This window comes from Frankia sp. CpI1-P (assembly GCF_001421075.1).
In the GTDB taxonomy this organism is placed as follows: Bacteria; Actinomycetota; Actinomycetes; order Frankiales; family Frankiaceae; genus Frankia; species Frankia torreyi.
Map to the genome: position 1 here is coordinate 91,781 of NZ_LJJX01000002.1, position 22,727 is coordinate 114,507.

Here is a 22,727-nt window from a genome sequence, read left to right on the forward strand (position 1 = left end):
GACGACGATGCGGGTTTTCGAATCCGACGACTACCGTCGCCGGGTGCTCGCCGTGGTGCACCGCCGCGGCGGCGCCGAACACAGCGACCCGTTCGAGATCTACGACATCCCGTTGGCGGAGGTGGACACGCTCGACGACGCGGCGATCCGTGCCCGCATCGCCGAGGTCTGGGCCTTCTGGCAGCGCAGCCGGGACCATCCCCGCTACCGTGGTGTGATCATCGGTCTGCTCGACCTGCACACCGAGCTGTCCGCGGCGCTCGCCGACCGAACCTCGCGCCTAGCCCTGCGCGATCGGGTCGCCGCCGCCCGCGCCGCCCGGGACGACGAGCGGTTCGCCGCCCTCGATGCCGCCGTCGCCCGCCTCGTCGCCCGGTTCGGGGGCATCCCGGCCGACCGGGTCGCCGGCCTGCGGGCATGGGCGGCGACCCAGGGCATCGACGAGTCCGCGTTCGCGCTGCGGACCCGCCGCCATCGGATCGTCACCGCGGGCCCGGCCACCGGGCCGACCGACCAGCCGCGGCCCGAGCCGATTCCCGCCGAGGTGCTCCGCCAGATTCGCGCGGATCTCGACGAGCTGGGCCGGATCACCGCGTCCGGCCCGCCGCGCAGCCTGTTCGACCTGCTCGGCGTGCCGCCCGGCACCTCGCGCGAGCAGATCCGGGACCTGCGTGACGAGGCGCTGGTCCGCAATCGCGCTCGTCGGCCGGACCGCCGCCGCGCGCTTCTCGACGACCTGTTGGCCGCCGTCGGCGCGCTGCTGGTCGAGGGGGACGCGGACGCCTATCTCGATGCACTCGCCGCCGCGACGAGCGAGCGGCTGCGGCCGCGGGTGGCGGCGGCGGTCCTCGTCGAGGACGCGCTGCTCCCGGCGGAGGCGGCCGAACTCGTCGCCGAGGCGCAGGCGGACGGCCTCGACCCGCACCGCGCGCGTGCCGTGGTCCGCTCCCTCGCTCGGGAGCAGGGGGTCACCGTGCCGCCGCTGCCGCCCCCGGCCGCGCCACTGCCCCCGGCCGCGCCGCCGGGCTCCTCCCGACCTCCGGGTCCGGGCTCCTCCCGGTCGGGTCCAGACGCGTTCCCCGATCCGACGGCCGCAGCGGGACGGGGACCGCGCGGGGGTGCCCCGCCCGCCGGAGGGCCGGCGCCTGCCCGTGCGGACGCCTGGCGCGCGGCGGTCTCCCGCGCCCGTGCGGCGCTGCGGGCCGGCCGTCCGGTGGAGGCCGGCGAGCACGTGGCGGCCGCCCGCGAGCTCGCGGGCGAGACCCTGCCGCCCATCCGGGCGATGGACGACGAGGTGGAGACCGCGATCCGGGCAGCGGCCGACCGCTGGGCGCAGCTCGCCCCGCTGATCGCGGCCGGCCGGTACCGGGCGGTGCTTCCCACGGCCCGGCGGCTCGCCGAGACCGGCGCTGACGTACCCGGCCCGGGTAACCAGCTCGCCGGGGAGCTGCTGTCCCTGGCCGAGGCTCGTTGCAGCGGCGCCGACGCGCTCGTCGCCCGCGCCCAAACGGCCGGTGCGCACGACCGCGACCGCCTGCTCGGCGAGGCCCTCGCCCTGGTCACCGACCATGCTGAGGCTTCGGCGCTGCTCGCGCGAAGCCGGCCCGGCCCCGCCCCGCCGGGGGCGGTACAGGCTCAGCGGGACGGCCGTTCGGTCCTGGTGAGCTGGCAACCGTCGACGACCGCCGGCGAGGTGCGATACCGGGTCACCCGGTTCACCGCCGACGGCGTCGGCCGGGCGGTCGGCGTGACCGCGGGCAGCAGCCTCGAGGACGGCGGCGCACCGCCCGACGGTGCCATTCCGCGTTACGAGGTTGCCGCGGGCGTGGGCGGGGCCTGGTCCGCACCGGTCGGGACGGCCGAGCCCGGCCCACCACCCGCAGACCTGGTGCCGTCCGCAGACCCGGTGCCACCCGCAGACCCGGTGCCGCCGACCGGTGTGCCGTCGCCGGAGGCAGGCTCCGCCGCGCCTGCCGTCAACGCCGCCGACACCCTGCCCCCGCCCGTCGGGCTACGGTGGGTCGATGAACGGCTGCGATGGACCTGGCCGGCCGGCTGCACGGAGATGATGGTGGTCTGCCGGCCGGACGAGCCGCCGACGGCCGCCGACGATCCCCGCGCGCAGGCCCGTAAGGTGACCAACACCCGCTACGAGATCGACGGCGGAGTCCCCCTCCCGCCGGGCCGCCCCCTGCACGTCGCGTTGTTCTGCTGCACGCGCCAGGCGGGGCGACTGGCCGTGGCGGCCTTGGCCGGGGCCCGGCTCCGGCTTGCGCCGGTGGGCGACGGAGCTGGCCGGTGAGGGCCCGGGCGACGGTCGCCGTTCTGGTCGCTGCCTGCCTGTTCTATCTCGGCCTGATCGGCTGGCGCGGTGTCGTCCTGCTCGGCGACGATCGCTGGGCCGCCCGCGGGCTCGGCGCCGGGGTGCTGCTGCTGCCCGTGGTCGGGGTCGTCGTCATCGCGCGCGAGCTGCAATTCGGCCGCGAAAGCGGCCGGCTCACCCGCCTGCTGGCGGTCGGCACCGAAGTCGGCCCCGGGATCGCCGGCGAGATCGGTACCGAGGCCGGCGAGCCAGTCCTGGTTCGCCGGCCTTCGGGGCGCATCGATCGGGCCTCCGCCGACGCCGTGTTCGCGCGACGGCGGGCCGAGGTGGAGGCGGACCCGGGCGACTGGCGGCGCTGGTACCGGCTCGCGGTCTCCTACGGCGACGCCGGCGACACCCGCCGGGGACGCGCGGCGATGCGGCACGCGATCGCCCTCGAGCGCGACCCCCGCTGATCGGACGGGCCGGCCCAGGCCCGGGAATCGGCCGGGAAGTGGATGTGCGATTGCCAGCCGACTCGGCCTGCGACGCTCCGCAGCGTCCACCGGTCGGACGGCGGCGGTTTGCTCACCGAATGCGAACGGTTCAGCCGGAGCATTGACCATCCACGCGACGTGATCAGGTACAGTGCCCGGCCGCGGATTTCCTGGTATCAGGCTGACGTTGGGGGAGGGGCGGTGGACTAACCGGCCGACGCCCTGTGTACCATGCCCCAGAGGTCGGTGTAGCCGGTCGTCTGGACTACTGGGGGGTAGTGNTGTGGTGGTGTCGCACGGCCTTTCCTGGCCGATCCGGCAGTGGCTGTGCTGACCACTCGGGCGGACCGGCGGCTACGGTGATCCTTCGATTCCGGGTGATCTGAGGTCCGGTCTCACCTGCTCAGGCGGCGCCGTCCGACCCGCTGCGCCGCACTCCTGCCTGGCTCTCGGGATGCGGTCCATCCGCGCCGCCGCCCGTCCCACCGGCGGTCGGTGGCCACTTTCCAAGGTCCTCGATGTTTCAGATCCGGGAGCACTCGACGTGCGTGCGATAGTGACCGGCGGCGCCGGTTTCCTCGGCAGTCACCTCTGTGAGCGTCTACTCGGCGACGGCTACGAGGTCATCTGCTTCGACAACTTCCTCACCGGCCGGCCGGACAACGTCGAGCACCTGCTCGTCGATCCCCGTTTCCGTCTGGTCAACCGGGACGTGAATGATTTCATCTATGTTTCCGGCCCGGTGGACGTCGTGCTGCACTTCGCCTCTCCGGCATCGCCACTCGATTACTATGAGCTGCCGATCGAGACGCTCAAGGTCGGGTCGCTCGGCACATTCCACGCCCTGGGCCTCGCCCGGGAGAAGCGCGCCCGATTCCTGCTCGCATCCACCTCGGAGTCCTATGGGGACCCCCAGGTCAATCCGCAGCCGGAGACCTACTGGGGCAACGTGAACCCGGTCGGCCCGCGCAGCGTCTACGACGAGGCGAAGCGTTTCGCCGAGGCCGTGACGATGGCCTACCACCGCAAGCATGGCGTCGACACGGCGATCGTGCGGATCTTCAACACCTACGGTCCCCGGATGCGCGTGGATGACGGGCGGGCCATCCCCGCCTTCGTCTCCCAGGCGCTGCGCGGGGAGCCCATCACCGTCGCTGGCGACGGCTCCCAGACCCGGTCCATCTGCTACGTCGACGACCTGATCGACGGGATCGTCCGGCTGCTGCACTCGGACCTGCCCGGCCCGGTCAACATCGGTAACCCGCACGAGATGTCGATCCTCGACACGGCAAAGCTGGTGCGCGACCTGTGCGGGTCGACGGCGCCGATCACCTTCGTCCCCCGACCCGAGGACGATCCCTCCGTCCGGCAGCCGGACATCACCATCGCCCGCACCCGGCTCGGCTGGGAGCCGAAGACGAGCCTGCACGACGGCCTGACCCGCACGATCTCCTGGTTTGCCGGCCAGCTCACCGAGAGCTNCCAGGTCGCCTGAGCACACGGCGCGCTCCCTCGGCGCCACCGGCCGCCTCGCGACCGGATCGGGTGCGGGGCCGCTTTCCGGCCCCGCATTCACCGGTGTTGTTCGGTCGCGGAGTGCGTACATGAAGTTACCGGGGATTCAGGATCGCGGCGTTTCCGGGTGTGACACTCCCAAAACCACGCGTTCACTGTGCCGCCGCGGTGGCGGCGGGCTGGCCCCGTTGCGCTGGCACACCTGGAGAACCGGCCGGCCCGGGAGCCCGTGTGTCGGCGCGGCCAGCGGCGGCCGGTCGACCGGGAAAAGCGGGGGCNGTGACCGTTCGACCTGGGGGTTATGTTCTCCTGTGCCTGTTGTCCGAGCCGCCTGCGTGGTGGTGCCCCTCGAGCCGTCCGCCGGGAACCCGGGTCGTCCGGGGTGACGAACAGCCGGGTTGCCTGAACAGCCGGGTTCGTTGCGGAGCCGAGTTGACGGTGAGCGAGTTGACGAAGAGGAACTGGATGGTCGAGGTATGACGTCGACGGACCGGACCGGGACCGTCCTGGTGACCGGCGCCGCGGGATTCATCGGCTCGCACACCTGTGTCGACCTCCTCGCGGCGGGGCACCGAGTCATCGGTGTGGACAACTTCGTCAACAGCTCGCCGCGGGTTCTGGACCGGCTGCGCAAGGTCGCCGACCGGGACCTCGAGTTCGTCCGGCTCGACGTGCGCGACCGGGCGGCTCTCGGCGAGGTGTTCCGCCGCCGGCCGATCNATGCCGTGATCCACTTTGCTGCCCGCAAGGCGGTGGGCGAGTCGGTCGAGATCCCGCTGGAGTACTACGACACCAATGTCAACGCCACGCTTGGCCTGGTCAGCGTCATGGCCGAGCACGGCGTGCACCGACTGGTCTTCTCCTCGTCCTGCTCCATCTACGGCACGGTCGACACGGTGCCGATCACCGAGGACACACCGGCCCGGCCGACCAACCCCTACTCGCGCACCAAGTGGATGTGCGAGNAGATCCTCGCCGACGTCTGCGCCCGCGATCCGGCCTGGCAGGTCATCTCCCTGCGGTACTTCAACCCCACCGGCGCGCACGAGTCGGGCCTGCTCGGCGAGGATCCCCGTGGGGTGCCGAACAACGTCATGCCCTACCTCGCCCAGGTGGCGGTGGGCCGCCGCGCCGAGCTGTCCATCTTCGGCGACGACTACCCCACCCCCGACGGCACCGGGGTGCGCGACTACATCCACGTGGTCGACCTNGCCGAGGGCCATCGCCTGGCCCTCGACCACCTCGCCGACCAGCCGNGGCACCGGGTCATCAACCTGGGGACCGGCGCCGGGACGTCCGTACGGGAGCTGCACGCGGCATTCTCCGCCGCCTGCGGCCGAGATCTTCCCTGCCGCGTGGTGGCCAGACGGCCCGGGGACGTCGCCGCGCTCGTCGCCGACGCCACGCTCGCCCGCGAGGCACTCGGCTGGACCGCTCGCCGCAGCGTCGCGGACATGTGCCGGGACGCCTGGCAGTTCCAGCGCCTCAATCCAGGGGGGTACGACGATGAAGAGGAGCCTGATGAGCACGTCGGACAGTCATGAGGACGCGGCGGCGCCGGGTAGCGGGCCCCGACCGCGGCTGACGGTCATCGGAACCGGCTACCTCGGCGCCACGCACGCGGTCTGCATGGCCGAACTGGGCTTCGAGGTGCTTGCCGTCGACGTCGACCACTCGAAGATCGAGCGGCTCTCCGCGGGCGAGATCCCGTTCTTCGAGCCCGATCTCGCCGACCTGCTGCGGGCAAACCTCGCGACCGGCCGGCTTCGCTTCACGACCTCCTTCGAGGAGATCGCCGAATTTGGCGACGTGCACTTCGTGTGCGTCGGCACGCCGCAGCGCCCCGACGGCTACGGGGCGGATCTGAGCCATCTCAACGCGGCCATCGAGCGGTTGGCGCCCCTGCTGACCAGGCCGTGTCTGGTGGTCGGCAAGTCCACCGTCCCGGCCGGCACGGCCGCCGGGATCGCCCGGACCCTCGCCCGGCTCGCCCCGGCGAACGCCGGGGCCGATGCCGACATCGTCTCCGACCTTGCCGGCGTGCAGCTCGCCTGGAACCCGGAGTTCCTGCGCGAGGGCTTCGCCGTCGCCGACACCCTGCATCCCGACCGGCTCGTGTTCGGGGTCGCCTCGCCCGCCNCCGAGGGGGCGCTGCGGGCGGCCTTCGCCCCGGTGATCGCCCAGGGCGTGCCGGTGATCGTGACCGACTACGCGACCGCCGAGCTCGTCAAGACCGCGGCGAACTCCTTCCTCGCTACGAAGATCTCCTTCATCAACGCGATGGCCGAGGTGTGCGAGGCCGTCGATGCCGACGTGCTCACCCTGGCCGAGGCGCTGTCCCACGACGTCCGCATCGGTGGCAACTTCCTGCGCCCCGGCGTCGGGTTCGGCGGCGGCTGCCTGCCCAAGGACATCCGCGCCTTCCAGGCGCGTGCCGATGAGCTTGGCGTCGGCGTCGCGCTGCGGTTCCTGCGCGAGATCGACGAGATCAACAACCGGCGCCGGGATCGGGTCGTCGACCTGGTCGCCGCGGCGCTCGACGGCACGCTGGCGCGTCGGCGGCTGCTCGTGCTCGGCGCCGCCTTCAAGCCCAACTCGGACGACGTGCGCGACTCGCCGGCGCTCGCGGTCGCGGACCTGCTGGCCCGCACCGGCGCCGACGTGACGGTCGTCGACCCGGTGGCGACCCCCAACGCGCGGCGCGCCCTGCCCGGCGTCACCTACAGCGAGACCGTCGAGGACGTGGCCGCGGACGCCGACGCCGTCGTGCTGCTCACCGAGTGGCGCCAGTTCGCCGAGCTCGACCCGGCCCGGTTGGGCCAGCTCGTCCGTCGTAAGCTGATCATCGATGCCCGGCACGCCCTCGACGGCGACCGCTGGCGCCAGGCCGGCTGGGTCTACCTGGCCCCCGGCCGGCCCACGGGCGTCATTCCCAGCCCCGTGCCGGAGCAGCGGCCGCGATTCGGACTGCCCGCCGCGACCGGCCCGGACGGCGCGGCCGCGCGCGACGCGGAGATCGACGCCCCCGTGGGACGCCGGTCCTGACCGCTGCGGGTGTGCCGCCCGCCGGCACGGGGCTCGATGGAGAAGGGGCCCCGTCCCGGCGGGACGGTCCGGGTGATCCGCGAGGTAGGGTGCAACGCATGCGTCGTCTCGTTCGACATCGGTGAGCCCCGCCCGGCGTCGCGGTCGGCCGCGCCCGGGACGGCAGGTACCCGTCCGTTCGAGATCGATGAGGAGACCTCCCGGCGATGAGTGACGCGCCGATCGTCCGCCCCCTGCCCGTCAGCGGTTTCCCGGAATGGCTGCCCGAGGTCCGGATCGTCGAGCAGCGCTGGCTCGACACGATCCGGGCGGCCTTCGAGCGTTACGGTTTCTGCTCGNTGGAGACCCCGTCGGTCGAGGCGCTGGACGTGCTCACCGCGAAGGGGGAGACCTCCCAGGAGGTCTACACGCTGCGCCGCCTGCAGGCCGACGCGGACGACGACAGCGCCCGGCTCGGCCTGCACTTCGACCTGACCGTGCCGTTCGCCCGGTACGTGGCCGCGCACTTCAACGAGCTCGTCTTCCCGTTCAAGCGTTACCAGATGCAGCGGGTGTGGCGCGGTGAGCGGCCCCAGGAGGGCCGCTTCCGCGAGTTCACCCAGTGCGACATCGACGTCATCAACGTCGACCGGGTGCCCCTGCACTTCGACGCCGAGCTGCCCCGGATCGTCCACGAGGTGCTCGGCACCCTGGGTGTCCCGCCCTGGACCATCAACATCAACAACCGCAAGGTGCTGCAGGGGTTCTACGAGGGGCTGGGGATCGGCGATCCGCTCGCGGTCATCCGGATCGCGGACAAGATGGACAAGGTCGGCCCCGACGGCGTCGCGAACCTGCTCGGCGCCCAGGCCGGGCTCGACGCGGACCAGGTTCGGGCCTGTCTCGATCTCGCCGCGATCCGGGCGACGGGCCCCGGGGTCGTCGACGAGGTGCGCCGCCTCGGCGTGAAGTCGGATCTGCTCACCGAGGGCCTCGACGAGCTCGCCCAGGTCCTCGAGGACCTGGGCGACCTGCCCCCGGGCAGCGTGGTCGCGGACCTGTCGATCGCCCGCGGCCTCGACTACTACACCGGCACGGTCTACGAGGCGAAGTTCGTCGACTGGCCCGACTTCGGCAGCATCTGCTCCGGCGGCCGGTACGAGAACCTCGCCGGCTCGTTCATCCGCCGCAACCTGCCCGGGGTCGGCATCTCCATCGGCCTGACCCGCATCTTCGCCAAGCTCCTCGCCGAGGGTCTGCTGCCGAGCGGCCCGGCGAGCCCCGCCGACGTGCTCGTGGTGATCCCCGCCGCGCAGCGCCGGGCGGCGGCGCTGGCCACCGCGACCGCGCTGCGCGCCCGCGGGCTGAAGGTCGAGACCTACCACCAGCCGGACAAGCTGGCCAAGCAGGTCCGCTACGCCGCCCGCAAGGGCATCGGCTTCGTCTGGTTCCCGCCCTTCGACGAGGGACGGGAGNACGAGGTGAAGAACATGGCGACCGGTGACCAGGCCGCCGCCGACCCCGCCGCCTGGACCCCCACCTCGACCTGACCCCGACCTGACCCCGCCCTGACCTCGACACGGCGGGTTCCGGGATGCGCGCGGCGGTTGGGCCGCCGCGCCATCGCGGGGGAGGGCTGCCCGCCGCGACGTGGCTGGGCGGCCGGGGATTGACGGGGGCGGAGACCCCCGACCGCGCCAGACCACGTCGCGCGAGCGGGTACTGCGACTCCTCGTCGTTGGGGACTGACGAGGCGTCCACAACCGGTGTACCACGCCCGCGCCGACCCCCAATCCCTGCGCTCCGGTCGCGTGACCGGACGGGTAAGTGGGTGCCGACACCGGCCGCGTTGGGCGATTGCTGGCCCGCTCNACTGATTGCTGACCGGCTCGACTGATTGCGCATCGGCCGACCGGCCCGCCGCGGCCGACTGCGACGGCCCTGTCCGCGGACCGCACCGGTCCTGGTGGCCGGAGGTGGGTTCGCGAGGTCCGGCGTACGCCGGGGGCCCCGAGGCGTCTACCGTGGTCGCAGTCCGCGCCGGGGCAAGGGTCGCCCCGGGTGCCGCGGTGGCGATGGAGGTGGCAGTGTCTGAGCCGGCGTCCGAACCGACTTCCGGGACGGCGTCCCAGGCGGCACCCGGCGCGGCGACGCCGGTGTCCGCGGTGGCGCCCGCTGGTCCGGCGACCGCCCGGCTACGGGTCCAGGTGATCGCGAAGACCGAGTTCCTCCCGCCGGCGGACGTGCCGTGGAGCACCGACGCGGACGGCGGCCAGGCGCTGGCGGAGTTCGCCGGCCGGGCCTGTTACCAGAGCTGGAGCAAGCCCAACCCGGCGACCGCGACCAACGCCGGCTACCTGCGCCATATCCTCGACGTGGGGCACCTGTCGGTGCTCGAACACGGCAGCGTCTCGCTCTACCTCACCGGCGTCTCGCGCAGCCTCACCCACGAGCTGGTCCGGCACCGGCACTTCTCCTACAGCCAGTTGTCCCAGCGATACGTCCCCGAGCGCGACGCGGCGATCGTCGAGCCCGAGGTCGTGGCCGGCGACCCGGAGCTGCACGCCCTGTTCGAGCAGGCGGCGGCGGCGTCCCTGGAGGCGTACNGCCGGCTGCTGGAGGGGTTGGAGAAGCGGTTCGCCGACATCGCCGCCCCCACCTCGCGGCGCAAGCAGGCCCGGCAGGCCGCCCGCTCGGTCCTGATGAACGCGACCGAGACCCGCATCGTCGTCACCGGGAACTACCGGGCCTGGCGGCATTTCATCGCGATGCGCGCCAGCGAGCACGCCGACGTGGAGATCCGCGGTCTCGCCGTCACGATCCTGCGCGAGCTGCAGGCGGTGGCGCCCAACGTCTTCGCGGATTTCCGCATCTCCGCCCTGGACGATGGCACGGAAGTCGCCTCCAGCCCGTTGGTCGGGGAGGGCTGAGGCCGCCGGCGCCGGCTGGCCGAAGGAGGAGCAGCGGATGACCAGTGTCGTTGACGCCGCGCGGCGGGAGGACTCGGGTGAGGCCTCGGGCTCGCTGCCCGCCCGCGCCTACACCCGTGACCACGGCGAGGACGACCCGGCGATCCGCGACTGGACCTGGCCGTACTGACGGTGATCGGCCCGACGGTGAACGTCCTGGTGGTCAACGCCGGATCGGCCAGCCTCAAGCTGCGGCTGGTCGGCCCGGACGACACCCTGCTCGCCGCCCGGGACCTCGACACCCCGGCCGGCCGCGCCGACCCGGCCGAGCTCGCCGCGGCGCTGGGCGAGCTCGTCGGCGCCGCGGACGGCGAGCCGGCCGCGGTCGGGCACCGCATCGTGCACGGCGGCACCGAGTTCACCCGGCCGGTGCTCGTCGACGCGCCGGTGGCCGACCGGCTGCGCGCGCTGACCGCGCTCGCCCCGCTGCACCAGCCGGCGGCGCTCGACGCGCTCGACGCCGTGCGGGCGGCGCTGCCCGAGGTCGACCAGGTCGCCTGCTTCGACACGGCGTTCCACAGCCGGCTGCCCGCGGCGGCGGTGACCTACGCCCTGCCGGCGAAGTGGCGGGAACGGTACGGCATCCGTCGCTACGGCTTTCACGGGCTCTCCCACGCCCACGCCTCCCGCCACGCGGCCCGGCTCACCGGCGCCCGGCGCATCGTGACCTGCCACCTGGGCTCGGGTGCCTCGCTCGCCGCGGTGCTCGACGGGGTCGGCGTCGACACGACGATGGGCTTCACCCCGCTGGAGGGCCTGGTGATGGGCACCCGCTCGGGCAGCGTCGACCCGGGTGCTCTGCTGTGGCTGCAGACCGAGGCCGGGGTGAGCGCCGCGGAGCTCACCGACGGTCTGTTCCGCTCGGCCGGGCTGCTCGGGCTCGCCGGGACCGCGGACCTGCGCGCGGTCGAGGCCGGCGCCGCCGGTGGCGACCCGGCCTGCGTGCTCGCCCTGGACGTCTACCTGCACCGGCTGCGGGCGGAGATCGCCGCGATGACCGCGGCGCTCGGCGGCCTGGACGCCCTGGTGTTCACCGGCGGGGTCGGGGAGGGCTCGGCGGCGGTCCGGGCCGGCGCCGCGGCAGGACTCGGGTACCTGGGGGTGGCGGTCGACCCGGCGCGCAACGCCGCGCCCGCCGACGGCACGGTCGACCGCGAGATCGGCGCACCGGGGGCAGCGGTGCGCACGCTGGTCCTCGCCGCCCGCGAGGATCTGGAGATCGCCCGCGGGGTCCGGAGCGTCCTCGCCGGTGGCGTTGGGTGAGCGATACCGGATGAACCGGTAATGTCCTGATTCGTGACGGGGACCGCCGGTGCGGCCGGGGCCGGGCCCGGCGCGTTCGGCCGGCTGCGGCGGTGGAGCCGGCGCGACGACGCCGAGCACGCCCCCGTCCTCGACCTCACCGACGTCGACGAGGTCACGATGACCCTGCTCGCCCCGCCGCCGCCCTTCCAGGGACTGCGCCGGCGGGTGGTCGACCAGTTCACGATCCTCAGCGCCAACCGGTGCCGGCTGGCCCGCTCGGTCAACTGGGGTCCGCTGGACGATGTGCTCAACCAGGTCGTGCCGGTGACGGGGGCCGGCCGGGTGAACACCGTCGGCAGGCTGCCGCCCGAGGTCCTGGTGCTGCTGCCGGTCTCGACGCTGTCCAAGCGGGCCCTGGTGGCCTTCGACCTGACCGGCCCGGGGGGTTCGGACGCCCACCTGATGCCCTACGGCACGTCGGTGGCCCTCCAGGGAAACCTGATCGCCAGGCTCGCCGATCCACTCGGGGTGCCGCTGGAGGAGCCGGCCCGCCGCATGGTCGACGCCATCTCCCGCTTCCGCCCCGGCCGGCTGTCCGGCAACTACCCACGGCTGGTGCCGGGGCGGGGTCGCCCGCTGCGGCTCGACGCGATCCGCACCTACCTGGAGCGCGAGGCCGAGCTCGCCGTGCCGGCGTCCCGGCTGCGCCGGTGGCAGGACCAGGTCGTCGACGCCGAACGGGTGCTGGCCGCCGCCCTCGCCGAGCCGTTCGACCCCCTCAGCAGCGCCGAGACGCTGCTGCTCGCCGTCGGGGAGCTCTGGCGGGACCCGGACGTCCCCGACGGGCGCGACCTGGCCGCCGTCGAGCGGTACCTGACCGGGTTCACCACCTGGATCGACGCGCTGGTCGGCGTCGGGGCGGCGGCCGAACCGGTGCTGACGACCGTGGCCGAGTACGGGCGGCGCTGGGAGGCGCTCGCCGCCGTCACCCTCGACCCCTACCGGCCGTTCCTGATCAAGACGAGCGAGGAGCTGCGCACCGTGCTCGTCCGCGGCCGTCCGGTGCTCGGCCGGTCCGGACCGCCGTGGCGCCAGCTTCTCCACCCCGCGGCGCTGGTCGACGTCGACTCGGGCGGCACGGGCAGCTACCACGTCAGCATCGGCACGGACGACACGAGCATCGAGCTCGACACCCCGATGATGATCGACCTGTTCGGCGACCCGGTGCCGCGCACCTACATCGAAGACGTCCAGCGCAACCGGGAGGTGTACGCCTTCTACACCACCGACGCGCGCCGGCCGCCGCGGTCCCGGCTGGTCGTGGGGCTCAGCGTCTCCGCGGACGTCTCCCGCATCACCGGCGCGATCGGCGTGCTGATGCTGCTCACGGTGGGCCTGTCCGCCCTGCNCGTCGAGCTGGCCCCGGATGCCGTCGCCGTGATCACGCTGCCCTCCTCGTTCGCGGCGACGGTGCTGCTCACCCGGGAGCGCAGCAGCCTGGCCGCCTGGGTCCTCGGTCCGGCGAAGACGACCCTGCTGGCCCTGCTGGTGGCGCTGGCGGTCCTTGCCGGGCTGCGGGCCACCGGCTGGCACGCCCCGCCCGATCCGGCGCCGCCGGCCCCCGCCGCCGCGGTGACGGATCCGCCCGCGCGGCCCGCCCAAGCCGCCGTGACCGTCCCCGACCGGCCCGGTGGCGGTACGCTGGAGGCTCTGTAGCGGCGAACGGGACGGTGGCGGATGCCGAAGAACTACGGTCCGGGTGTGGCGCTCGGCCCGCTCCGTTCCGGTGGGCTGCGGTCGCTGGTGCGCCTGGGTCGCCGGGACCTGTGGTTCCGGCTGGACCGCAACATGCTGGGCGCGGGCGACCGCGGGAGCGTGCCGGGGCTGGGATCGCCCGGCCAGGTGTCCGGGGGGTCCGTTCGCACGCACTAGTCGTTCTCGCCCCTGTTCCCCGCCTCTCGTCGGCCCGCCCGGTTCTGGCCGGTGCCGCGAGCGGGGCCTGGCTGGGGTGATCGTCGGCGGCGCGCGGCCCCCGACGGATGCCACCGCCGTCGGTGGCGGTAGCGGGTGGACCGGGCCGGGCGCGCGTGTCCGAGGTGTCGGTCATGCTGTCGGGCCAGGCCGGACGAGATCGCGACCGCGGGCGTGGCGGCCGGCGGGAAGGCGGCTCGGTCTGGCGCAGCCGGTCCTTACCCTGCCGCGGCGCGTCGGTGCCGGATGCGGTGGGTGCGCGGATGCGGTGTGGTGCGCGCGAGCGAAGCGGATGGGTGCGGACGAGGCGTGTCGGGTGTGGGTGCGGCTGCGCGGATGTGGCTTGGTGCGTGCGGGTGACGGGGATTGAGCGTGGGCAGGCGGCCTGTCCGCCCGCCGGTGTGGTGGGGCCGTCCGGTCCGGGCGGGTGTGGCCCGCGCGGGCCGCACCGGTCTGGCCGGGGTGGCGGCTCGGGCGGACGATGGGTTCGCGCCGGGTGCCGTACGGCACCGGCCGCAACAAGGACGGGTACAGCAAGGGTGGGTTGTCCGGAGGTTCGGCGGTTTCGCGCCGGCCGGAGAGATGATGTCGGAGGTGCGCTCTAGCGTGACCGGTATGTCAGTGTTGCCGCCGGCGCCGTTCGGGCGCATGATCACGGCGATGATCACGCCGTTCCTGGCGGACGGCGCTCTCGACGAGGCGGGTGCGGCGCAGCTCGCGGTCCGCCTGGTGGACGCGGGCAACGAGGCGCTCGTCGTCAACGGCACCACCGGGGAGTCGCCGACCACGACCGATGCGGAGAAGGCCCGCCTGGTGCGGATCGTCGTCGAGGCCGTGGCCGGGCGCGCCCGCGTCGTCGCCGGCGTCGGGACCAACGACNCCGCCCACACGGTGGAGCTCGCCCGGGCGGCCGAGGCCGCGGGCGCCCACGGGCTGCTCGTCGTCGCGCCTTACTACAGCAAGCCGCCGCAGGCCGGGCTCACGTTGCACTTCACCACCGTCGCCGACGCGACCGGCCTGCCCGTTATGATCTATGATATTCCCGGCCGGACGGGGGTGCCGGTGGCGACCGACACCCTGGTGCGGCTGGCCGAACACCCGCGTATCGTCGCGGTCAAGGACGCCAAGGACGACCTGGCCGCCTCCTCCTGGGTGATGGCGCGGACGGATCTGGCGTATTACTCCGGCACGGACGCGCTTACCCTGCCGCTTCTGTCCATCGGGGCCTGTGGGGTCGTCAGCGTCGTCTCGCACGTGGCCACCCCGGCGATCCGTGCCATGATCGAGGCCATTGGGGCCGGTGAGGTGGGTCGGGCGATCGCGCTGCATCAGGGCTTGCTGCCCGCGTATGAGGGAATCTTCCGAACCCAGGGGGTGATCCTGGCCAAGGCCGCGCTGCGGCTCGCCGGGCTGCCGGCTGGTCCGGTTCGGCCGCCGCTGGTCGATGCCACCCCCGCCGAGGTCGCACGACTGCGTGCCGACCTCGCCGAGGCGACGCTCGACGTCGGCGACCCGCGTGGGGCTGGCGCACGCCAGCTACCGTCCGGTCCGCCGGCCGGGCTCGCGGTCGTGGCGGCGGGTGAGGTCTCATGAGCCGCCCGCACCCCGACTACGGCCCGCCCCCGCCGCTGCGCGCGGACGGCCTGCGCATCATCCCGCTCGGCGGAGTCGGCGAGATCGGCCGCAACATGACCGTCTTCGAGCACTCCGGCCGGCTGCTCATCGTCGACTGCGGCGTGCTGTTCCCCGAGGACTTCCAGCCCGGGATCGACCTGATCCTGCCGGACTTCACCGCCATCCGGGACCGGCTGGCCGACATCGACGCGCTGATCCTCACCCACGCGCACGAGGACCACATCGGCGCGGTGCCGTACCTGCTGCGGGAGCGCCGCGACATCCCGATCATCGGCACCCGCCTCACGTTGGCGCTGCTGAACGCGAAGCTCGCCGAGCACCGGATCAAGGCGGTCACGCAGGAGATCCGCGAGGAGGAGCGGCACACCTACGGGCCGTTCGAGTGCGAGTTCTTCGCGGTCAACCACTCGATCCCGGACGCGGTGGCCGTCGCCATCCGCACCGAGGCCGGCCTCGTCCTGCACACCGGCGACTTCAAGATGGACCAGCTCCCGCTCGACGGTCGGCTCACCGACCTCGGTGGCTTCGCCCGGCTCGGTCGCGAGGGCGTGGACCTGCTGCTGTCCGACTCGACCAACGCCGAGGTGCCCGGGTTCGTCGCCTCGGAGCGGGAGATCGCCCCGGTGCTCGACGGGGTGTTCCGGGACGCGACCCGCCGGATCATCATCGCCTGCTTCGCCAGCCACGTGCACCGGGTGCAACAGGTCCTCGACGCCGCCGAGGCGCACGGCCGCTCGGTCTGCTTCGTCGGCCGTTCGATGGTGCGCAACATGGGCGTCGCGCGTGACCTCGGACTGCTGCGGGTGCCGCCGGGTCTGATCGTCGAGGCCCGGGACGTGGACTCGCTTCCCGACCGCAACATCTGCCTGATCTCCACCGGGTCGCAGGGCGAACCGCTGTCGGCGCTGTCCAGGATGGCCAACCGCGACCACCAGATCCGCATCCAGGCCGGGGACACCGTCGTGCTGGCGTCCAGCCTCATCCCCGGCAACGAGAACGCGGTCTTCCGGGTCATCAACGGCCTGACCCGCTACGGCGCGAAGGTCGTCCACAAGGGTGTCGCCAAGGTGCACACCTCCGGCCACGCCCCCGCGGGCGAGCTGCTCTACGTCCTCAACGCCACCAGGCCGTCCAACGTCATGCCGGTACACGGCGAATGGCGTCATCTGCGGGCNCACGCGAAGCTCGCCGAGGCCACCGGCGTGCCGCCGGACCACGTGGTTCTCGCCGAGGACGGCATGGTCATCGACCTGATCGACGGCCGTGCGCGGATCACCGGCGCGGTGCCCTGCGGCTACGTCTACGTCGACGGTGCCGCGGTCGGCGACGTCGGTGAACCGAGCCTGAAGGACCGCCGGATCCTCGGTGAGGAGGGGTTCATCACGATCACCGTCGTGGTGGACGCCGCCGCCGGCAAGGTCGTCGTCGGTCCCGACCTGTCCGCCCGCGGCTTCACCGACTCGCCCGCCACGTTCGACTCGGTGGCCCGGCTGGTCAGTGACGGGCTCGCGGACGCGATGCGCGGCGGGATGAACGACACCTCGGCCCTGCAGCAGCTCGTGCGGCGCACGGTCGGCCGCTGGGTCAACGAGCACTACCGCCGTCGGCCGATGATCGTTCCGGTGGTTCTGGAGGTCTGATCCGGCGGGGTGGCCCGTCCTCGCCCGCCCGTGCGGGTGGATGTGCCCAGCACGGCACGCCCGGTTCGTCGGGGTTGCAGGGACTCGGTCGCTTCCCTGTGTACCGTTTCGACGGTGGCCACACGTACCAGCGGCGCGCGTACGCGTGTGCAGACGGGGACGGCCACGTCCCCGCCGGGGGGCGATGGGCGTCCGACAGCAACGCGCGGTGGCGCGGGCGGCAAGAGCCGCCCGACCTCCGGCGGCAAGGCCCGCGCACCCGCGGGCGGCCGCACGGCGCGGCCCGGGGGACCCACCCGGTCCGCGCCCGCAGGCCGGGCGAAGGCGCAGGACCGGCAGCGCCGCCCGCCGCTGACCCTGATGGTCGGCCAGGCCGTCGTCCGGACCGTCTACCAGGTGTGGATGGCGGCGGCGACGCTGCTCGGCACCATGCTGCGCCGGACCGGGCGGGGCGCTCGCGACCTGCGCATCGATCCCGCCCACCGGCGCGATGGGCTGGGGCTCGCGGCCTTCGGCGGGGCGATCCTGGCCGCCGTCGCGGTCTGGTTCTCCGCGGGCGGGCCCGTCGGCTCCTTCGTCGCCGCCGTCCTGGAACTGTTCGTCGGCGCCGGGGCGTGGGCGCTGCCCCTGTTCGGTCTGGGGGCCGCCTGGCGGCTCGTGCGCGCGCCCAGCGATCCCGACAGCCGCGGTCGGGTGGTGATCGGCTGGGCCGCACTCGGGGTCGGCCTGCTCGGCGTCGTGCACATCGCCCGCGGGCTGCCCGACTTCTCCGACGGCGTCGGGCGGGTCCGGGGTGCCGGCGGCCTCGTCGGCCTGCTCGGCGGGCGGCCCCTCGCGAGCGCCGTGACGCCGTTCGTCGCCGTCCCGCTGCTGCTGCTGATCGCGGCGTTCGGCGTGCTGGTGATCACCGCGACGCCGATCCGGCAGGTGCCCGAGCGGCTCGCCGGGCTCGTCGAGCGGCTCACCGCCGGGGTGCGCGATCCCGAGGCGCGCCTCGACGACGGCTACGACTCCGACTACGACGACGATCTTGACGATCCGGCGTTCGCCGACGATCTGCTTGACCCGGACGCCGCGGGTGGCGCCCGGCCGGCCCGGGGCCGTCGCCGGAGCCGGGCGGGCGCCGCGCTCCCCGGATCGGACGGGGCGAGCCCGGTCGGTGCGGGTCTGGACGGTGCGGGCGGCGTCGGCGGCGCGGGCCCGGACGATCCGGGTCCGCACGAGGTGTTCGACATCGAGGCCGGGCAGGGTGGCGGCCGGTCCCGGCCGCGCTCCCGGCGCGGTGTCGCCGCGGACGCCGAGGCGGTCGACGGCGTGTCCGCGGCCGGCGACCTCGGCCTCGACCTGTTCGGGGAGCTCGCCGGCCCCGAGGCCGACACCGGCTACGTCGGCGGCCCCGACGACGAGGACCTGGCGGCCGGCCCGGCCGGCGCGGGGGCCGCCTCGGCGGCGCGTTCGGCGGCCGCGGCCCGACGCGGGCGGACGCGGGCGGCGAAGGTGACCGGCGGCGCCGCGGACACGGCGACCGGCGTGCCCGGGCCGGGGTCCCCGAGAGCCCCGGACGAGATCGAGCACCTGGTCCCGCCGGCCGACGGGGACTACACCCTGCCGTCGCCGACGCTGCTGCGTTCCGGCACGCCGCCGAAGGTCCGTTCCGCCGCGACCGACGGCGTGATCGCCTCGCTCACCGATGTCTTCGCCCAGTTCAAGGTCGATGCCCGGGTCACCGGTTTCACCCGCGGCCCGACGGTGACCCGGTACGAGGTCGAGCTGGGTTCCGCGGTGAAGGTCGAGCGGATCACCCAGCTTGCGAAGAACATCNCGTACGCGGTGAAGAGCCCGGACGTGCGGATCATCAGCCCGATCCCGGGCAAGAGCGCGGTCGGCGTCGAGATCCCCAACACCGACCGGGAACTGGTGTCGCTCGGCGACGTACTGCGCAGCGGTGAGGCGCTCGCCAACGCCCACCCGCTGGTCGTCGGCCTCGGCAAGGACATCGAGGGCGGCTACGTGCTGGCGAACCTGGCGAAGATGCCGCACATCCTCATCGCCGGGGCCACCGGCGCCGGGAAGTCGACGTGCATCAACACGCTCATCACCTCGGTGCTGGCGCGGGCGACGCCGGACCAGGTGCGCATGGTCCTCGTCGACCCCAAGCGGGTCGAGCTCACGAACTACCAGGGCATCCCGCACCTGATCACGCCGATCATCACGAACCCGAAGAAGGCGGCCGACGCGCTGCAGTGGGTTGTCAAGGAGATGGAGAACCGTTACGAGGATCTCGCCGCCTGCGGGGTGCGTCACGTCGACGACTTCAACCGCAAGGTCCGCAACGGGGAGATCGTCGCCCCGCCCGGCTCCGAACGGGTGTACACGCCGTACCCGTACATCCTGACGATCGTCGACGAGCTCGCCGACCTGATGATGGTCGCCCCGCGCGACGTCGAGGACGCCATCTGCCGGATCACCGCCATGGCCCGCGCGGTCGGCATCCACCTCGTGCTCGCCACCCAGCGCCCGTCGGTGGACGTGGTGACCGGTCTGATCAAGGCCAACGTTCCGTCCCGGCTCGCGTTCGCCACCGCGTCGCTCGCCGACAGCCGCACGATTCTCGACCAGGCCGGGGCGGAGAAGCTCGTCGGACTGGGCGATGCGCTGTTTCTTCCCATGGGCGCGGGCAAACCGGCGCGTATCCAGGGGGCATTCGTCTCCGAGGACGAGATCGCCGCGATCGTCGACCACACCAAGGAACAGGCGCCGCCGGCATTCCGGGAGGATGTGTTCGACGGGGGCGGCGAGGCGAAGAAGGAGATAGACGAGGAGATCGGCGACGATCTGGCGCTGTTCCTGCAGGCCGTCGAGCTTGTGGTGAGCACCCAGTTCGGCTCCACGTCCATGCTGCAACGCAAGCTGCNCGTCGGGTTCGCCAAGGNGGGCCGGCTGATGGACCTGATGGAGAGCCGGGGCATCGTCGGAGCCAGTGAGGGTTCCAAGGCGCGCGACGTGCTGGTCATGCCCGACGAACTCGAAGGCCTGCTGACGACCCTGCGTAGCGGCTAGGAAGTGCCGGTGGCCGGGTCTGCGCTTTCGAGGCCGGGTGACGGACCGTAAACTGAGCCGGTGCCTCCACGGTAGGCAGAAATTCACGCTTGCGGAGGTCGCTCATGCAATCCGTGGACGATCCGCAGCCGGCCAGCGCCGGCTCGCTGCTCGCCGCGNCCCGTCGCGAGCGCAACCTGACGATCGACGAGGTCAGTGAGCGCACTCGGGTGCGGGCAAGCCTGATCGACCAGATCGAACGGGACGACTACTCCCGTTGCGGCGGCACGGTCTACGCCCGCGGCCACCTGCGCAGCATCGCCACCAGCCTCGGCCTCGACCCCGGCCCCGTGCTCGCCGCCTACGACGCCTCGCACGAGGCGTTGACCGGGCCGGTGCTCGGCGCCCCGCCCGGCGAGTTCGACCCGTTGCGAGGCGGAACCCGGCGCCGGCGCGGCGGGTTCCGCTGGGGCACCGCGATGATCGTGTCGCTGGCCGCGGTGTGCCTGATCGCGGTCATCGCCCTGCTGGTGCCGGGCTCGGGGTCGGCCGGCTCATCCGGGTCCACCCGGCAGGGCGACGCCGCGGCGCCCCCGCCGACCGCGCCGGCACCGACCGCGGCGCCGAGCAGCGCGCCCGTCCCCGCTCCCACTACCTCCCCCCCGTCGGGGGTGAACGTCGTGGTGGCGGCGCGCGACGCGCAGAGCTGGCTGGAGGTGCGTGACGACGACCGCCACGTGCTGCTCGCGCAGCTCCTGCGCTCCGGCGACAGCCGCACTCTCACGGCGCCGGGGGCGCTGAACATCAGGATGGGCAACGCGGGCGCGGTCGACGTGTCCTGCAACGGCCGGAATCTCGGGCCCTCCGGCGGTGCCGGTCAGGTGGTGACGATTCGGGTCAGCGTGGTCGCCTCCGGCGAGTGCGAGGTCGGGCAGGCCGGCCGCAGCCCCCTCGCCGCGGGCCCGCCGCCGTCCGCGCTCGCCACCGCGCCCATCGCGTCGGTGGACTGATCGCGGCCGGCCGGCGGGCGCGGCGACGGCGGGCGCGGCGACCCGGTGCCACCGGCGGCCTGCCGGTCGATCTGCACCGGGTCCGCCCGGGAGGCTCCCAACCTGTGCGAGTCGGCTACCTGTGCGAGTCGGCCATGTCGGGCTGGTGCGGCGCCGGGTGCCGTCACCCCGGTAGCCTGACCTGGTGTCCACTCACGTCCCGCGCCGGGTAGCTCTCGTCACGCTCGGTTGTTCCCGGAACGAGGTGGATTCGGAGGAGCTCGCCGGCCGGCTCGCCGCCCAGGGCTGGGAGCTGGTCGCAGAGGCCGCCGACGCCGACGCCGTGCTGGTCAACACCTGCGGATTCGTCGACGCGGCGAAGAAGGACTCCATCGACGCCCTGCTGGCCGTGGACGACCTGCGGGCCGGCGGCGGCGAATCGGCCGGCGCGGGCCCGCGTGCGGTGGTGGCCGTCGGCTGCCTCGCGGAGCGCTACGGCAACGAGCTGGCGGCGAGCCTGCCCGAGGCCGACGCGGTGCTGGGCTTCGACGCGTACCCGAGCATCGGTGAGCATCTCGAGGCGGTCCTCGGCGGCGCCACCGTGCCCGCCCACACCCCGCGTGACCGGCGCACCCTGCTGCCGATCACCCCGGTGGAGCGGGGCGCCTCGGCGAACGTCGCCGTGCATGTTCCCGGGCACGCCGGCGCCGGCGGGCGGACCGCCGGCGGGCCGGCGAGCGGCGCACCTGATGGGAGCGCCGTGGGCGGGGGCGCGGTGGGTGCCCCGGGTCGTCGCCGGTTGACGGCGGGGCCGGTCGCCGCCCTGAAGATCTCCAGCGGCTGCGACCGGCGGTGCGCGTTCTGCGCGATCCCGTCGTTCCGCGGCTCGCACGTGTCCCGTCCCGTCGACGACGTCCTCGCCGAGGCGGAGTGGCTGGCCGGCGAGGGCGCGCGCGAGCTGGTGCTGGTCAGCGAGAACTCGACGTCCTACGGCAAGGACCTCGGTGACCTGCGGGCGCTGGAGAAGATGCTGCCGCAGCTTGCCGCCGTGCCGGGCATCGTGCGGGTGCGCACGGTCTACCTGCAGCCGGCGGAGCTGCGCCCGTCGCTGCTCGAGGCGCTGCTGACCACGCCGGGTCTCGCCCCCTATCTGGACCTGTCGTTCCAGCACGCCAGCCCGGCGGTGCTGCGCCGGATGCGCCGGTTCGGCGGCTCCGAGCACTTCCTCGACCTGCTCGAGCGCGGTCGCCGTCTGCTGCCCGGCCTCGGCGCCCGATCGAACGTCATCGTCGGCTTTCCCGGCGAGACCGAGGCGGACGTCGACATCCTGGCGGAGTTCCTCGAGGCCGCCGAGCTCGACGCGGTCGGTGTGTTCGGCTATTCGGACGAGGAGGGCACCGAGGCGGTCTCGCTGCCAGGCAAGATCGCCGATGAGGAGATCGAGCGACGCCGGGTACAGATCACCGATCTCGTCGAACAGCTCACCGCCGCCCGGGCGCAGGAGCGGATCGGCAGCCGGGTCGAGGTCCTCGTCGAGGAGGTCGCCGACGGGATCGCCGCCGGATGTGCCGGACACCAGCAGCCCGATGCCGACGGCTCGTGCATGGTCCGACTGCCCGGCCCCGCCGCGGCGGCTGGCCCGTCCGCCGGGGGCCTGCCCGGCGCCGGTCTGCCCGGTGTCGAGGTGGGGGACCTGATCGAGGCCCGGGTCGTCGCGTCCGAAGGGGTCGACCTGGTCGCCGAGTTCACCGCGGTGCTCGACCGGGCCCGCCCCTCGGCCGGTCGGGGCGAGGCCGCGCCGTCGGCAACCGGGGCGCGGGCAAGCGGGGCGCGGGCGTCGGTCCTGGTGGGCCGGCCCGGCGCGGATGGGACGTGACGGCCCCCGAAGCCGACGCCCCGGG

13 protein-coding genes and 16 pseudogenes are annotated in these 22,727 nt (G+C 73.7%); all 29 read left to right on the forward strand.

Annotated features, from left to right (window positions below; all coding sequences use genetic code 11):
• The first annotated feature begins 7 nt into the window (after window positions 1–7).
• The 29 genes and pseudogenes from FF86_RS01975 (at window position 8) to FF86_RS02045 (ending at window position 22,702) form a co-directional block, all read left to right on the forward strand.
• The gene (locus FF86_RS01975; RefSeq protein WP_044883865.1) at window positions 8–2,302 is read left to right on the forward strand and encodes a hypothetical protein; all 2,295 of its coding nucleotides are present in this window, start codon (window positions 8–10) and stop codon (window positions 2,300–2,302) included.
• Window positions 2,299–2,778, forward strand: coding sequence for a hypothetical protein (locus tag FF86_RS01980; protein ID WP_044883802.1), 480 nt, complete (start codon window positions 2,299–2,301; stop codon window positions 2,776–2,778). The genes FF86_RS01975 and FF86_RS01980 overlap by 4 nt, the downstream gene beginning before the upstream one ends.
• A 565-nt stretch (window positions 2,779–3,343) precedes the next feature.
• Window positions 3,344–4,280, forward strand: a 937-nt coding sequence (locus FF86_RS01985; RefSeq protein ID WP_242418012.1) for a UDP-glucuronic acid decarboxylase family protein, incomplete at its 3' end; no start/stop codon positions are given.
• Between the two features lie 510 nt (window positions 4,281–4,790).
• On the forward strand, window positions 4,791–5,033 hold a 243-nt coding region (locus FF86_RS38305), incomplete at its 3' end, for an SDR family NAD(P)-dependent oxidoreductase (protein ID WP_242418013.1).
• Window position 5,034: 1 nt separating this feature from the next.
• A pseudogene (locus FF86_RS38310) lies at window positions 5,035–5,279 on the forward strand (GDP-mannose 4,6-dehydratase); the annotation flags it as partial.
• 1 nt (window position 5,280) lies between these two features.
• Window positions 5,281–5,524: pseudogene (locus tag FF86_RS38315) on the forward strand (NAD-dependent epimerase/dehydratase family protein); the annotation flags it as partial.
• A 1-nt stretch (window position 5,525) separates the two neighbouring features.
• Window positions 5,526–5,570 (forward strand): annotated as a pseudogene (locus tag FF86_RS38320) (hypothetical protein); the annotation flags it as partial.
• A 1-nt stretch (window position 5,571) separates the two neighbouring features.
• A pseudogene (locus FF86_RS38325) lies at window positions 5,572–5,858 on the forward strand (UDP-glucose 4-epimerase GalE); the annotation flags it as partial.
• A pseudogene (locus FF86_RS38330) lies at window positions 5,836–6,453 on the forward strand (UDP-glucose 6-dehydrogenase); the annotation flags it as partial. The pseudogenes FF86_RS38325 and FF86_RS38330, both read left to right, overlap by 23 nt.
• A gap of 1 nt (window position 6,454) precedes the next feature.
• Window positions 6,455–7,359 (forward strand): annotated as a pseudogene (locus FF86_RS38335) (nucleotide sugar dehydrogenase); the annotation flags it as partial.
• Between the two features lie 206 nt (window positions 7,360–7,565).
• Window positions 7,566–7,697 (forward strand): annotated as a pseudogene (locus FF86_RS38340) (histidine--tRNA ligase); the annotation flags it as partial.
• Window position 7,698: 1 nt separating this feature from the next.
• Window positions 7,699–8,813, forward strand: a pseudogene (gene hisS / locus FF86_RS02000) (histidine--tRNA ligase); the annotation flags it as partial.
• Window position 8,814: 1 nt separating this feature from the next.
• Window positions 8,815–8,888 (forward strand): annotated as a pseudogene (locus FF86_RS63575) (hypothetical protein); the annotation flags it as partial.
• Between the two features lie 537 nt (window positions 8,889–9,425).
• The coding region (thyX, locus tag FF86_RS38345) for an FAD-dependent thymidylate synthase (RefSeq protein ID WP_242418014.1) at window positions 9,426–9,944 on the forward strand (519 nt) is incomplete at its 3' end.
• Window position 9,945: 1 nt separating this feature from the next.
• A pseudogene (locus tag FF86_RS38350) lies at window positions 9,946–10,268 on the forward strand (FAD-dependent thymidylate synthase); the annotation flags it as partial.
• A gap of 37 nt (window positions 10,269–10,305) precedes the next feature.
• Window positions 10,306–10,437: a hypothetical protein gene (locus FF86_RS61720; RefSeq protein ID WP_255354294.1), complete on the forward strand. Its 132-nt coding sequence runs from the start codon at window positions 10,306–10,308 to the stop codon at window positions 10,435–10,437.
• A 17-nt stretch (window positions 10,438–10,454) separates the two neighbouring features.
• Window positions 10,455–11,570, forward strand: coding sequence for an acetate/propionate family kinase (locus FF86_RS02010; RefSeq protein ID WP_055407778.1), 1,116 nt, complete (start codon window positions 10,455–10,457; stop codon window positions 11,568–11,570).
• A 33-nt stretch (window positions 11,571–11,603) separates the two neighbouring features.
• Window positions 11,604–12,960 (forward strand): hypothetical protein (locus FF86_RS38355; protein ID WP_242418015.1); only part of this gene is annotated, 1,357 nt, incomplete at its 3' end.
• 1 nt (window position 12,961) lies between these two features.
• Window positions 12,962–13,268: pseudogene (locus FF86_RS38360) on the forward strand (hypothetical protein); the annotation flags it as partial.
• 21 nt (window positions 13,269–13,289) lie between these two features.
• The gene (locus FF86_RS02020) at window positions 13,290–13,484 is read left to right on the forward strand and encodes a hypothetical protein (protein ID WP_044883796.1); all 195 of its coding nucleotides are present in this window, start codon (window positions 13,290–13,292) and stop codon (window positions 13,482–13,484) included.
• 624 nt (window positions 13,485–14,108) lie between these two features.
• A partial coding sequence (locus FF86_RS38365; RefSeq protein ID WP_242418016.1) for a dihydrodipicolinate synthase family protein occupies window positions 14,109–14,402 on the forward strand: 294 nt, incomplete at its 3' end.
• A 1-nt stretch (window position 14,403) separates the two neighbouring features.
• A pseudogene (locus FF86_RS02025) lies at window positions 14,404–15,116 on the forward strand (dihydrodipicolinate synthase family protein); the annotation flags it as partial.
• On the forward strand, window positions 15,113–16,332 hold a 1,220-nt coding region (locus FF86_RS02030), incomplete at its 3' end, for a ribonuclease J (RefSeq protein WP_242418017.1). The pseudogene FF86_RS02025 and the gene FF86_RS02030, both read left to right, overlap by 4 nt.
• A gap of 1 nt (window position 16,333) precedes the next feature.
• Window positions 16,334–16,798 (forward strand): annotated as a pseudogene (locus FF86_RS38370) (RNase J family beta-CASP ribonuclease); the annotation flags it as partial.
• 114 nt (window positions 16,799–16,912) lie between these two features.
• Window positions 16,913–18,619, forward strand: a 1,707-nt coding sequence (locus FF86_RS38375; RefSeq protein WP_396229733.1) for a DNA translocase FtsK 4TM domain-containing protein, incomplete at its 3' end; no start/stop codon positions are given.
• Window position 18,620: 1 nt separating this feature from the next.
• A pseudogene (locus FF86_RS38380) lies at window positions 18,621–19,712 on the forward strand (DNA translocase FtsK); the annotation flags it as partial.
• A 19-nt stretch (window positions 19,713–19,731) separates the two neighbouring features.
• Window positions 19,732–19,858: pseudogene (locus FF86_RS38390) on the forward strand (DNA translocase FtsK); the annotation flags it as partial.
• 159 nt (window positions 19,859–20,017) lie between these two features.
• Window positions 20,018–20,847: pseudogene (locus FF86_RS02040) on the forward strand (helix-turn-helix domain-containing protein); the annotation flags it as partial.
• Window positions 20,848–21,031: 184 nt separating this feature from the next.
• Complete coding sequence (locus tag FF86_RS02045) at window positions 21,032–22,702, forward strand: MiaB/RimO family radical SAM methylthiotransferase (RefSeq protein ID WP_044883792.1); 1,671 nt, start codon at window positions 21,032–21,034, stop codon at window positions 22,700–22,702.
• Window positions 22,703–22,727 lie beyond the last annotated feature (25 nt).